A 13343-nucleotide genomic window follows, 5' to 3' on the forward strand; every position below is an offset into this window, starting at 1 on the left:
TTGATGCGTTCCAATGTAGTCATTTCTAGAAATGGTAACAACTCGCTACATCAACATTGGCTTTCTAATGACTACGCTAATCGGAACTGGGATTTGATATTATTATTTTATGACAGAAAAGCTTTTGAAAATTTCCACACTTCAGAAGGTGTGTCGAAGTTTTACATTGAAGGAGGAAAATGGACGTCAATTTATAAATTTTTTCTTAACAATAAACTTGAAGAATACAACTATTATTGGTTTCCCGACGACGATTTGGAAATCGACAGCATTTCGATAAATAAACTATTTCAAGCAATGGATGAACATAATTTATTTGTTGCTCAACCTTCCCTAACAAAGGACAGTTTCTACACTTTTCTTCTGCTCATTCAGAACGAAGCCTTTATTTTAAGGTACTCAAATTTTATTGAAGTAATGGCTCCTTGTGTAACCAGAGAGGTTCTTCAGAAGGCCTTGGAAGATTTTAAAGAATGTGAGAGTGGAGTTGGTTTAGATCATCTTTGGGGTAATTATTTCAACTACGAATTAAAAAAAATGGCTATTCTTGATGAAATTTCCATGAAACATACTAGGCCTATTGGGGGTCCGTTGTATGATTACTTGAGAAGCAAAAATATAGATCACATGGATGAGTTAAGGAAGTTATTGAAAAAATATTCACAACGACCAATAAGGCCATATGTTTATGAAGCACTTTCCAAAACGAATAAAATTGTGAAAAATAAATACTTATTAGGATATCTTCATTTGAAAGAATATTATTCAAAAAGAAATGAATTTAATAACCTTAAAATGACTCTAAAAAAGTTATTGAGATTATTTAAATACTATTTCATTTATTTCATAAAAACCTAAAAGTGAAAAAAAAAATTACAAGAAAAAAAATAAATCCTGTTGCTAAGCACGCAAGAAAATTTAACAAGTCTAGTGTTTTCGCTGACAAGAAAAAATATAATAGAAAGAAAGAAAATCTTCCAAACGATGAATAAAATTTATTCAAATATTTTAGATATGGTTGGAAATACTCCAATCTTAAAAATTAACTCAATAGATACAGGTTTATGTGAACTTTACGTAAAGTTAGAAAACCTAAACCCAGGAGGCTCTATAAAGGACAGAGTTGGTCTACAAATGATTACCGATGCAGAAGATAAAGGTCTTTTAAAAAAAGGTGGCGTAATAGTTGAGTGTACTGCAGGAAATACCGGTTTAGGTTTAGCACTCGCTGCAAAGTTGAAAGGTTATAAATTAATCTTAGTAATACCAGACAAAATGAGTAAAGAAAAAGTTATGCACCTTGAAGCTATGGGTGTTGATATTATATTTACAAGATCAGATGTTGAAAAAGGTCATCCAGAACATTACCAAGATTTAGCAGCAAAAATTGTTTCAGAAACTCCTGGTGCATTTTTCACAGATCAATTTAATAATCCCTCTAATCCAAAGATCCATGAAACAACAACAGGACCGGAGATTTGGGAGCAAATGGAAGGAAATATTGATGCATTTGTGGCTGGTGTTGGGACCGGAGGAACAATAAGTGGGGTTGGAAAATATTTAAAATCCAAGAATGCAAAAATAAATATTGTTATTGCAGATCCAGTTGGCTCTGTTGTTGCAGATGCTGTTAACACTGGATCTTATAAATATGAAAATGGTTCTTGGCTTGTGGAAGGAATTGGTGAAGACCATATTCCTGGTAACTTAAATTTAGATATTATTGACGAAGGTATTTATGTTTCAGACAAAGACGCCTTTGAAATGTTGAACAAACTATTGCAAGAAGAAGGAATTCTTGCAGGAACATCATGCGGAACACTTGTTCATGCCGCAGTTGAATGGTGTAAATTGCAAAAAACTCCAAAAAAAGTTGTTACATTGATTTGTGATACTGGAAATAAGTATCTTTCAAAAGCTTACAATAAAGAGTGGCTTGAGGAAAATTTTTAAAATGACAAAAAAGAAAAAAAAGAATTTCGAAACTTTGGCTATACATGCTGGTCAAAAACCTGACCCAACTTCGGGCGCTGTAATGACTCCAATAGTCATGGCATCAACCTTCGAACAATCTAGTCCAGGAGTACACAAAGGGTATGATTATTCCAGATCAATAAATCCTACCAGAGAAGCATTTGAAGAATGCATTGCAAGTTTAGAAAATGGTATTAAAGGGTTTGGATTTTCTTCTGGTGTTGCAGCAATCTCTGCATGTGTTGAATTACTAGAACCAGGCGATCACATCATTGCAATGGACGACCTTTACGGAGGATCAGTTAGATTATTTAATGAAATCAAAAGCATTTCTCAAGGAATTAAAATTTCCTATGTTGACATGAGCAATATTGAAAACATAGAAAAAGAGATTTCAGATAATACAAAGATGTTATTTATTGAAACTCCTACAAATCCATTATTAAAAGTATCAGATTTGCAAAAAATTTCTGAATTAGCAAAAAATAGAAAGATACTAACTGTTTGCGATAATACTTTTGCATCGCCCTTCAATCAGAAGCCATTAAATTTTGGAATTGATATTGTGATTCATTCAGCTACAAAATATTTGGGCGGACATTCAGATTTAATTGCTGGTGCAATGGTTATAGGAAAAGATGATCTAAATTTGATAGCGAGGATGGAAAACATCCATAATTCTCTTGGGCCTATTTCTGGAGCTTTTGATAGTTATTTACTTTTAAGGAGTTTAAAAACACTTGTGGTGAGAATGCAACGACACAATGAAAATGCAATGAAATTAGCTCAATATTTTGAGGGGCATAATAAAATTTCTAGAGTAATTTATCCAGGTCTCGTCTCACATCCGCAGCATAGTCTAGCTAAGTCGCAAATGGAAGGTTTTTCCGGAATTGTCTCATTAGAGTTAAACGGAAATTTATCAACTGCAAAGGAACTTTTAGAAAAAACTTCTATATTTACTCTTGCCGAAAGTCTTGGAGGTGTAGAAAGTCTGATTGAACACCCAGGTTTAATGACTCATGCATCTTTACCAAAAGAACGAAGAGAGAAATTAGGAATTTCCGATACTCTTATTCGTTTATCAGTTGGATTGGAAAATATTGACGACTTAATTGATGATATTGAGAGTTCTCTTAATTAGACATCAAAATTAAAAAAAGTTAACTTATTTCCATCTAGATCGTGAACGTATGCACCATAAAAAGCTCCCGCTCTTTGACCAGGCTCTCCATCATCGCTAGCACCTAACTCAATTGCTTTGGCATACATTGCATCTACTTCTTCTTTGGTATCCAATGCAATTCCTTTCATTGTTCCATTTCCATTTGAGGCTTTTTCTCCATCATATGGAACTGCAATTGCGAGCAAAACAGAATTATCTTCGGACGACATCCACATAGTTATACGATCATTTGCAGGAAATTTTTTAGCATTTACCAGAGACAAAAGTTCATCATAAAACTTTTCTGCTACTTCTTTATTGTTAGTACCTATTGTCGAATAGTGTTTTAGCTTTGTTCCCATTATTTAAATATCACCGTTTTGTTATCATTCAAGAAAATTCTCTGTTCAGAATGATATTGTACAGCTTTTGCTAAGGTAATCGATTCAATATCCCTTCCAATAACTTCCATATCTTCTGGCGATTTTGAATGATCAATTCTATCAACCGTTTGTTCTATGATAGGCCCTTCATCTAGTTCACTTGTCACATAATGAGCTGTAGCTCCAAGGATTTTAACCCCCTTTTCATAAGCTTGATGGTAAGGTTTTGCCCCTTTAAAACTTGGGAGAAAAGAATGATGTATGTTTATTATTTTACCAAAATATTTATTACAAAAATCTGTAGATAGGATTTGCATATATCTTGCTAGAATAATTAAATCTACATTGTCATCTTCAATTATTTTCGACATTTTCATCTCTACTTCAGATTTATTATCTTTAGCTACCTCAATGTGGTGAAAAGGGATTCCGTAATCTGAAACTATCTTTTCTAAATCTGGATGATTAGAAATAACAGATTTAATATTAATTTTTAATGAATCAACACTTGTCCTGTAAAGAAGATCCTGCAAACAATGACTATATTTTGAAACAAATATTGTAGTGCTAGGTTTTAAAATGGCATTCTGAAAAGACCAATCCATGGAAGCTTCTTCGGCCAAAACTGAGAATGTTTTATTAAAATTTTCTTTATTAATTTCTTGATTAGGCGAGATTACTTTTACCCTCATAAAAAACTTTTTAGTTATTGGATCGCCATAATGAGCTGAATCTTTAATAAAAAGGTTTTGTTCATTTAAAAAATTTGAAACTTTTGCCACCAACCCAAGTGAGTCAGGACAAGTAACTCTTAAAATAAATTCTTGATCATTCATTTTTTCTATAATAAAACTTTATTTTCCCAGTATTTTTTTCGAGAACGTTAATTTCTCTTATCAATTCGCCGCCATCTTTATATATTTTTTGTTCTATGTCTACAGAACCATTTAATCTTTGTACCAAGAAAGATTTAGGCAGAGCATTTAAGTCTAATTCTTCGCCATACCAGTTCCGAAAAGAATTCCAAATTATATTTCTTTCTGAGACATTACATTCGATAGAAACTAAAATTTGGCTGTTGGATAAGAGTAATGGATAGAAATTTTTAACAAGAAATTTTACAAGAGGCTTTTCATCATAAACATCTATTCCATCTATCAATCCAGAAAAATTGTCTACCCGGTTTAAATTCCAAACTTCTTTAAGTTCACAATCATCTGCTATTGGAATGGGTGAAAAGGTCAGTAACCTAAATACTAAAATCGATGATATTGCCAATAGAAATATAAATGACAGTTTTGTCATAGATTATTTATCTAATGAATTTTCAAAATATATTGAACTTGATGGGTAAGCGAAATCAGAACCATTTTCTAAAACTATGGACTTGGTCTTTAAAAGAAGATTTTGTTTCACATCTGAATATTCAGTATAGGAATCTTTATTTGTGTAGCATAGAATTTCTAGATCAATTGAACTTGCTCCAAATTCTACTGCTTTTGCAAAGGATTCCTGACCAGGATTTATACAAAATCCTTGATTTTCATCATTAATAAACTGCTCTATTTCCTGACAGATCTTATTTATTTGATCAACAGAGGTAGAATAAATTAGATTTATACTCCATCTGATTCTTCTGAACTTATTTAATCCATGATTTATAACGCTAATATCGGAAAGATCCTTATTCGGGATTATCATTGGAGATGTGTCAAATAGCCTTACAGTTGTAGATCTAAAGCCAATACTCTCAACAATGCCGTGAAATTCACCTGGAACTTCAATCCTATGACCAGGTTGAAACCTATTTTCTCCAATGATCAACATTCCAGATATTAAATTTTTAAATAAATCTTGCGCTCCCAAAGCTATTGCAACAGAAAAAAGACCTAGTCCAGCGATTAACGGCCCTATTTCAATACCAAAAATATCAAGGATGATCGCAAGTCCTATCACCCAAACCAGAACTTTAGAAGATCTTTCAAGCCAAACTGACATCGCTGTGGTTAGCCAAGTGTTATTGGATAATATAGAAAATAATGGACTCACAAGATTCGATAATGCGCTAAAGATTGTGTAAACAATTAAAGCCTTAACAAGATTGGTAGCAATTAAATCAATTAAACCAGATAAAGGTAAAAAAATTGTTATTAGATATATACCTATCGTGATTGGAATAAATCCTAAAGGTTTTTTAAGCGAATCTAATAAAATATCATCCAGTTCTGTTTCGGTTCGAGAAGTTAATTTTTTTAAAGAATTAACTCCTACATTTGCGAAAACGCCTCTAAAAATTAGAGAGACTATTAAGATGAACAATGAAATTAGAACTTCTGACATACTGATACCTAAAAAACCAGAGGTCCAAACTTGATTTAGCAAATCCAAGAAATCTTCCATGTGTTGAAGGATACTATTTATAGTTAATTATTAAAATAACTCTTACTTATAATTTGATCGATTGAAGAAATTCTCTTTTGCGTGTTTTCAATGAATTCATGAATTTTTTTATCGTCATACCTGCCGACTCTAGATGAGTCTAAGGATTTTAAAAATTTTTCCGTAGATGCCAAAGCTAGATTATTTTTTGGAAGACTCAAAAAGCTCTTTTTTAGAATAGTCAAACATCTATAAATGGAACGCGGAAAATTATCATCTTTGAATAAAAAATTTATGACACTTTCTTTTTCAATGTCACCTCTAGAAACTTTTCTAAAGGCTTGATGAGCAGAGAGAGTTTTAAGTAAATTTACCCACTCCAAAGTAGACAGATCTACTGTTCCTTCCTTTTTTTTTGCAGAACTAATCGAATCAATTATTCTTGAGATCATATCTGCACGCTCTAAAAAACGGCCAAGTTTTAAAAATTCAAAAGCATATCCCCTTGAAAAATTATCAGAGATAATTCCAAAAAATCTCTGAGAAGATGAAATTACCTCATAAATATTTTTTGCTCTTTTTCTCTTGCTTGCTTTCAAAGTCATTTCTTTTTGAAAAAACAATTGAATATTATTTAGTTCTTCAACTGATGATCTAGGTAAATCGTCTTTGATAAATTCAGAGTTATAAGTGGCTCCTTTCAGACAAGAAATTATCGAATTTGGATTATTTTTTTCAATACTTAAAAAATTTATAACATTAGATTCTTCAAAGTTTGAATAAATTTTATGAAAATCTTTTTTTGAATCCATAGACTCAATGATGGACTCCCACCCTAATGTGTCATCAACTGGAAAATCTAACATCATTTCAACATTTACATTTATCATCCTTGCAGTATTTTCAGCACGTTCGATGTAACGAGCCAACCAATATAAATGTTCTGCGTCTCTACTAAGCATCTAATCAATTATCCATGTATCTTTACTTCCTCCTCCTTGAGAGGAATTAACAATCGATGTTCCCTTTTTCAATGCCACTCTAGTGAGGCCTCCAACAGTCACGTAATTTTTTGTTCCGCTGAGTATAAAAGGCCTCAAATCTAAATGTCTGGGTTCAATCTTTCCTTCAGAGAATGTTGGGGAAGTGGAGAGGGAAATAAATTTTTGAGCCACGTAATTTCTAGGATTATTTCTTATCTTTCTGAAGGTTGCTTCGACGTCTTTAGAGTTTTTTAAATTTTTCCCTATAACAATTCCATATCCGCCTGATTCAGATACTGGTTTTATCACCATCGATTTAATATCTTTTCTTACTTTATCTCTGCTTTTTTTATCATTCATAAAATAAGTCTTTATATTCTTTAAAATAGGCTTCTCCTTCAAATAGAATTTGATCATTTTGGGGACGTATGAATAAACTGCTTTATCGTCTGCAATGCCACAACCAGGAGCATTTACAATCGAGACCTTTTTTTGCGCCCAGCTTTTAATTAATCCTCTAACTCCCAACGTTGAATCCGGATTTCCTACATCCGGATCTAAAAAATCGTCATCAATCCTTCTATAAATAACATCAACCTTTTTTAAACCCTCAATAGTTTTTTTAAAAACATATCCATCTTTGCCAATTTGAAGATCGCTTCCTTCTACCAAATCTATTCCCATCTGTTGGGCAAGATAAGCGTGTTCAAAATATGCTGAATTATAAATACCAGGGGTTAATAAAACTATTTCGGGATGCTTTGCCTTAGAAAAACTTATTGAAGCGAGAGTTTCATAAAGCTTGCTTGGATAGTCGTCTACTGGATTTACTCCGTATCTTCTAAATAATTCAGGCAGAACTCTTTTCATGATCATTCTATTTTCAAGCATGTAAGACACACCAGAGGGAACTCTTAGATTATCTTCCAATACATAAAACTCTCCATCTTCACCTTTGATTAAATCTGAACCGCAAATATGGGACCATACGCCTTCTTTTAATTTAATATTTTGGCAATACTTTTTATACGCCGATGTTTCGATAACTAAGTTATCTCCAATATCAAATTCTTTTAAAAACTTTCTTTCGTTGTAACAGTCTTCGATAAAAAAATTTAATGCCTTTACTCTTTGAATTAATCCTTTTTCAACTAGCTTCCATTCATCTTTTTTTATTAATCTTGGAATAAAATCTAAAGGCCACGATCTATTATCGCTGGTGTTTGATTCATTTTGGTAAACTCTAAATGTAACTCCCATTGATTGTATTGCAGAAACTGTTGCAGAATTTATATCTTGCAAATCATCTAAAGAAAGTGACTCCAAAAAATTTATAACTTTTTGAGCATGTTTTCTATGCTTTAAAGAATCGCTAAAAAATTCATCATAGGATGGACCCTTTTCAAGATAGTTTATTAAACTAGCTTTTTTCATGATTAATAATTATCCCTATATATATTGTGTGCTTTTAAATACATTTTTATCAACTTAGTCTAACGAAATGCACTAATTTAATGCAAAATAATCGTTTAATTTGATCTACAGGTAACTAATGAATTATGTTATTTTTATTTAAAATTAGTTTATGACGTATTGTTTGGGTATTAAGGTCAACGAAGGTTTGGTTTTTGCATCAGATTCAAGAACCAACGCGGGTCTTGATAATGTTGGTTCTTACACGAAAATGTTTACCTATAACGTAGGAGACAGAGCTTTTGTCATAATGACTGCTGGAAATTTAGCTACTTCACAGGCTGTTTACCATAAAATTCAAAAAGATCTCGATGCTGAATCTCCAAAAATTAATTTAAATCTTTGCCAAGATCTAGAAGAAGCAGCTGAATATATTGGAGAAATAAGCTTAGAGTGTCAAAAAGTTGGTCAGGATATACCAGTTCAAGAAAGTTCTTTGTTGGGATCTAGCTTTATTCTAGGAGGGCAAATTAAAAATCAAGAACCTAATATTATTTTAATTTATCCAGAAGGAAATCATATTCACGTTTCAGATGAAAGTCCTTTTGTTCAGATCGGAGAAACTAAATATGGAAAACCTATTTTAGACAGGACAATTGAGCAAGATACACCATTAGGAGATACAGCCAGAGCAGCCCTATTATCTCTCGATTCAACTATGAGAAGTGATCTTACCGTAGGTCCGCCCATCGACTTTGTAGTTTTTAAAAAAGATCAAATAAATTTAGACTTCCAAGATCGATTGAAACTAGATTCACCCTTCTTCCAACAATTTTCTAATATATGGCACGATCAATTGCTTAAGGCTATAAATCATTTACCCAGATTTAATTGGGAAGACGTTGAATCTCTCGAATAACATTGTATTGGTGAATAGATCTTTGAGTTCTTTCGGCAAAAATTTTTAATAATAAATTTCTCAAAAAAACAGCTATTTTATTGGACAGATGATTTACTTTGCCTTGTCTTTTTGATCTTGCTTGAACTTTATTCCCTCGCGCTACTCTGAGGATTTCATATTGTTTGAGGAATAAATCAATTTTTTTGTTTTTTAATAAATGTGAAAAAGTGAATGCGTCTTCAATAGCCAAACACGAGCCTTGCGCTAAAAAGGGCAACATTGGGTGAGCCGCATCGCCCATTAATATGATATTTTTATTAATTAAAGTTTTTGTGGCTTTTCTCTCAAATAACCCCCACTTATTGATTTTTAATGATTTATTGAAAAGCTCTTTAATTTCGCTATTCCAATTATTAAATTCAATCAGCAACTGATCTCTTTTTCCTTCAAGAATCCAGGATTCCTCTTCCCAAGTATTTTGTTGTTTTATAGCGACAAAATTTATTCTTTTTCCATTAGAAATAGGATAATGAACAATGTGACCGCCAGGACCTAAATGAATATTTATTTCTGTCCAAATTTTCTTTTTTGGTAACTTTTTTAAATCTACAATTCCTCGCCAGGCAATTAAACCAGTAAATTTAGGGGATTCTTCATTAAAGTTATTTTCTCTTATCTTTGACTTTATGCCATCACAAGCAAGAGTTAAGCTTGTTTCATAAGATGAATTATCTTTAAAGAAAATTTTTGAAGAGTTTACTTGTTCAAGCTCATGATTAAATTTTATTTCTCCACCCAAATTAATGTATTCACTTGCTAAGACTCTTATTAAATCTTTTCTATTAATACTAATGAAATCAGAATTATCTTTGTTTAACTGAAGCGATTTAATAACTGAGCTGTTATGGAAAGAACGAAAAATAACTTTATTAGGAAAATAAGCGTATTCAGATAATTTTTTTAATATGCCAACTTCTTTAAGTAATATGGTTGCATTCCTAGATAAATTTACACCAGCTCCATAATCACTTAATGCCTTATCCTTTTCATAAATAATTGGATTAAAACCATTTTTTTTTAAACAATAGCCAAGGAATAATCCACAAACTCCCGCACCGATAATATTTATCTTATTGAGCATTGAGATTTAATGACTCAATTTGCTGGTTTATTCTTTTTTTCCTACTAGTCTTGTCTTGAACCTGTCCTACCAACTGACCACAGGCAGCCATGATGTCATCGCCTCTAGTTGAACGAATAGTCGTAATAAATCCTTTTTTGACCAAAAAATCTTTAAAGGCTCTCACTCTATTGTTAGACGGTTTGGTATAGTTTGATAAGGAAAATTCATTGAAAGGGATAAGATTGATTTTACAAGGATAGCTCTTGAGTAAATTTGCAAGCTCTTCAGCTGTCTCTAAACTGTCATTAACTTTATTGATTAGAATATATTCAAACGTCGTAATTCTTTTATCATTAAATGAATCAACATAATTCTTAACAGATTTTAATAACTTTTGTATAGGATACTTTTTATTTATAGGAACTAAAATATCTCTTAAATCATCATTTGGTGCATGCAGAGATATAGTTAATGAAACATCAGAAACCTTAGAAAGCTTATCTATTTCTGGTATCAGACCTGAAGTACTAAGAGTTACTTTTCTTTTGGACAAGTTATATCCACAATCGTGTCTCATAATTTCCATTGCGTTTACAACATTATCGAAATTCAATAAAGGCTCTCCCATTCCCATCATGACTATATTTGTAATTTTTCGATCTTCTGAGTTTCGAGGGGTGCCAAAAGAATTTTCAGCGATAAATACTTGACCAATAATTTCACTCAAAGAAAGGTTTCTTGAGAATCCTTGTTTTCCTGTTGCACAGAAACTACAATTTACAACACAGCCTACTTGAGAAGATACACATAAAGTATTTCTCCCCTTTTCAGGAATAAGTACCATCTCTACAGATTCATTTTCACCAACTTCCAAAAGCCATTTTTTAGTTCCATCTTCCGAATACTCTTTATGTGAGATCTTAGGCAGCTCGATTACACAATTTTTATTTAAATAATTCCTTAGGGGCTTTGAGAAATTTGTCATGTTTTCAAAATTAATGACACCATTTTGATGAATCCATTTAATCAATTGAGTTGTTCTAAATTCTTTTTGATCTATGGACAGGAAAAAAGAATTTAGTTCTGATATAGATAAATTTAATAAATTTACCCTTTTTGAATTAGAGTTCATTTATATTTGATTTTTAAGAACTTCACAGGAATAAGTCCTTGAAGAATTTCTTACCGATTTATTTAAAAAATCGTAACTGAAATCCATATCTAGAGAAACTTTATTAAAACTTATAGATCTTTGAATCTCTTGGTTAGTTTCATCTGACCATTCTAAAAAAAGTTTATCAAACACATCAATTTTTGTTTCCGATTCAGTAAAATTTTCTGACATATAATATTCATCATCTGAAAGATCGCTCTTCCAACCAATTCTTTTATTAGTTTTATCTAGGGTAAGCAATCCAGTATTTCCTTCGAATATCAAATCACCGTTTGGATCTTTGACATTACTTTTAATAGAACAACTGAAGGTGCTGATGTTCTGACCTGAACATGCCATTAAAATTAAAGCAATTAAAGAAGGAAGAGCTTTATTCACAAGAATTAATCTCTAGAAAAAATTAGATTTCCGTCCTCAAGTTTTGAAAATTTAACGTCGATCCAATCTTTGATGTAATCCTGATAGTTTACCCAAGGTTTTTTGCTTCCTTGTTGTGGGTGAAGATTAATTGATCTTTGTATGTAGCCTGAAGAAAAATCTTTCAACCAATCATAAGTCTCATCAACATCAAGAGGTTTACGTGGACAAGCTGAAGAATATTGATTTTTATCCATATGTTTAATTAATCTACACAAATAAACGCTTGTTAAGTCTGCTTTTAGTGTCCAGGAAGCATTGATGTAACCGAATGAATTTACAAAATTAGGGATATCACTATACATCAAGCTTTTGTAAGTCATAGTTTCTGAAACATTCACTGGATTATTATTAATTGAGATCGTCACTCCGCCAAAATTTTGTAATACCAAACCTGTGGCAGTAACGATAATATCTGCATCTAAAAAATCTCCTGACTTCAATTTAATCCCCTTCTCCTCAAAGGATTCAATATGATCTGTTACTACTGTTGCAGTTTTATTTTTAATCGCTTCAAAGAAATCACTATTAGGTATCAAGCACATTCTTTGTTCCCAAGGATTGTATCTAGGAGTGAAATGTTTATCGACATCAAAGTCAGGAAGTTCTTTTTTAACTTGATCTATCAAGAATTTCTTTGATCTATCAGGGAAAGCTCTAACTCTTTTGAAGAGTGATTGTTGTAAATAGACATTTTTAAATCTTATTAACGCATAGACCAAAGATTTAGGAAGAAATCTCTTTAAGAACAATGCAATGCTGTCTTCATCTGGTCTAGAAACAAAGTAAGTCGGAGATCTTTGTAACATAGTGACTAAATTAGCTTCTTTTGCTATTTCAGGAACAATAGTGGCCGCTGTAGCGCCACTTCCAATTACAACGACATTTTTTCCTTTGTAATCAAGAGACTCGGGCCATTTTTGTGGGTGAATTATCTGCCCCAAAAAATTATCACTACCCTTGAATTCAGGCTCGTACCCAGATGAGTACCTGTAATAACCAGCACACATGTAAAGAAATTTTGATTTATAAAGAAATTTTTCAGAAGATTTTTTTTCAGTTACGTTTACTTCCCACAGGCCTTCTGACTCATTCCAATTGGCAGACTCAACATGATGATTGTATTTGATTTTTTCATCAAGGCCATACTCCTCTATTGTTTCTTCAAGGTAATCCATAATGAGAGGACCAGTGGCAATAGACTTTTTATGATTCCAAGGTTTAAAGGAAAAGCCTAAAGTATGCATATCTGAATCGGACCTAATACCGGGATACTTAAATAAATCCCAAGTGCCGCCAAAATTTTCTCTTCCTTCGAAAATTGCATACGTTTTATCCGGACACTTTGTATTCAAGTGTGCACCAGCCCCAATTCCCGAAATACCGGCTCCAACCACAATAACGTCTAGATAATCTTGCTTCATCTCTTAA

14 protein-coding genes are annotated in these 13343 nt (G+C 32.2%); 4 read left to right on the forward strand and 10 right to left on the reverse strand.

The genetic code is table 11. The annotated features are described in order from the left end of the window. The first annotated feature begins 3 nt into the window (after positions 1-3). The 3 genes from M9C82_03065 (at position 4) to M9C82_03075 (ending at position 3118) form a co-directional block, all read left to right on the forward strand. The gene (locus tag M9C82_03065; protein ID URQ72951.1) at positions 4-858 is read left to right on the forward strand and encodes a hypothetical protein; all 855 of its coding nucleotides are present in this window, start codon (positions 4-6) and stop codon (positions 856-858) included. Between the two features lie 126 nt (positions 859-984). After that, complete coding sequence (locus M9C82_03070; GenBank protein URQ72952.1) at positions 985-1953, forward strand: cysteine synthase family protein; 969 nt, start codon at positions 985-987, stop codon at positions 1951-1953. A 1-nt stretch (position 1954) separates the two neighbouring features. Further along, complete coding sequence (locus tag M9C82_03075) at positions 1955-3118, forward strand: PLP-dependent aspartate aminotransferase family protein (protein ID URQ72953.1); 1164 nt, start codon at positions 1955-1957, stop codon at positions 3116-3118. On the opposite strand, the gene M9C82_03080 is transcribed toward M9C82_03075, so the two are convergent. Genes M9C82_03080 through M9C82_03105 form a run of 6 tightly spaced genes read right to left on the reverse strand, consistent with a single transcriptional unit; the run spans position 3115 to position 8318 of the window. Beyond that, on the reverse strand, positions 3115-3501 hold the full coding sequence (locus M9C82_03080; GenBank protein URQ72954.1) for a VOC family protein: 387 nt from the start codon (positions 3499-3501) through the stop codon (positions 3115-3117). The genes M9C82_03075 and M9C82_03080 overlap by 4 nt on opposite strands. Continuing rightward, the gene (gene purU, locus M9C82_03085; protein URQ72955.1) at positions 3501-4358 is read right to left on the reverse strand and encodes a formyltetrahydrofolate deformylase; all 858 of its coding nucleotides are present in this window, start codon (positions 4356-4358) and stop codon (positions 3501-3503) included. Before purU ends, M9C82_03080 begins: the two co-directional genes overlap by 1 nt. Continuing rightward, positions 4351-4827 (reverse strand): hypothetical protein, encoded by a 477-nt coding sequence (locus M9C82_03090; protein URQ72956.1) that lies wholly within the window; start codon positions 4825-4827, stop codon positions 4351-4353. Before M9C82_03090 ends, purU begins: the two co-directional genes overlap by 8 nt. Before the next feature lie 3 nt (positions 4828-4830). Next, the gene (locus M9C82_03095) at positions 4831-5922 is read right to left on the reverse strand and encodes a mechanosensitive ion channel (GenBank protein ID URQ72957.1); all 1092 of its coding nucleotides are present in this window, start codon (positions 5920-5922) and stop codon (positions 4831-4833) included. Between the two features lie 23 nt (positions 5923-5945). Continuing rightward, complete coding sequence (locus M9C82_03100; protein ID URQ72958.1) at positions 5946-6863, reverse strand: alpha-E domain-containing protein; 918 nt, start codon at positions 6861-6863, stop codon at positions 5946-5948. Then, positions 6864-8318 (reverse strand): circularly permuted type 2 ATP-grasp protein, encoded by a 1455-nt coding sequence (locus tag M9C82_03105; GenBank protein ID URQ72959.1) that lies wholly within the window; start codon positions 8316-8318, stop codon positions 6864-6866. A 151-nt stretch (positions 8319-8469) separates the two neighbouring features. On the opposite strand from M9C82_03105, the gene M9C82_03110 reads away from it, so the two are divergent. Next, the gene (locus M9C82_03110; protein URQ72960.1) at positions 8470-9216 is read left to right on the forward strand and encodes a 20S proteasome subunit A/B; all 747 of its coding nucleotides are present in this window, start codon (positions 8470-8472) and stop codon (positions 9214-9216) included. Here the strand turns inward: M9C82_03110 and M9C82_03115 are convergent. Genes M9C82_03115 through M9C82_03130 form a run of 4 tightly spaced genes read right to left on the reverse strand, consistent with a single transcriptional unit; the run spans position 9185 to position 13336 of the window. After that, positions 9185-10339, reverse strand: coding sequence for an FAD-dependent monooxygenase (locus tag M9C82_03115; GenBank protein ID URQ72961.1), 1155 nt, complete (start codon positions 10337-10339; stop codon positions 9185-9187). The two genes, M9C82_03110 and M9C82_03115, sit on opposite strands and share 32 nt — an antisense overlap. Next, complete coding sequence (gene rlmN / locus M9C82_03120; protein URQ72962.1) at positions 10329-11453, reverse strand: 23S rRNA (adenine(2503)-C(2))-methyltransferase RlmN; 1125 nt, start codon at positions 11451-11453, stop codon at positions 10329-10331. The genes M9C82_03115 and rlmN overlap by 11 nt, the downstream gene beginning before the upstream one ends. After that, complete coding sequence (locus M9C82_03125; protein URQ72963.1) at positions 11454-11873, reverse strand: hypothetical protein; 420 nt, start codon at positions 11871-11873, stop codon at positions 11454-11456. It abuts the gene before it with no gap. 5 nt (positions 11874-11878) lie between these two features. After that, entirely contained in the window at positions 11879-13336 is a 1458-nt protein-coding gene (locus tag M9C82_03130) for an NAD(P)/FAD-dependent oxidoreductase (protein URQ72964.1), read from the reverse strand. Positions 13337-13343: the final 7 nt, after the last annotated feature.

The organism is SAR86 cluster bacterium (assembly GCA_023703675.1).
Taxonomy (GTDB): Bacteria; Pseudomonadota; Gammaproteobacteria; order Magnimaribacterales; family AG-339-G14; genus AG-339-G14.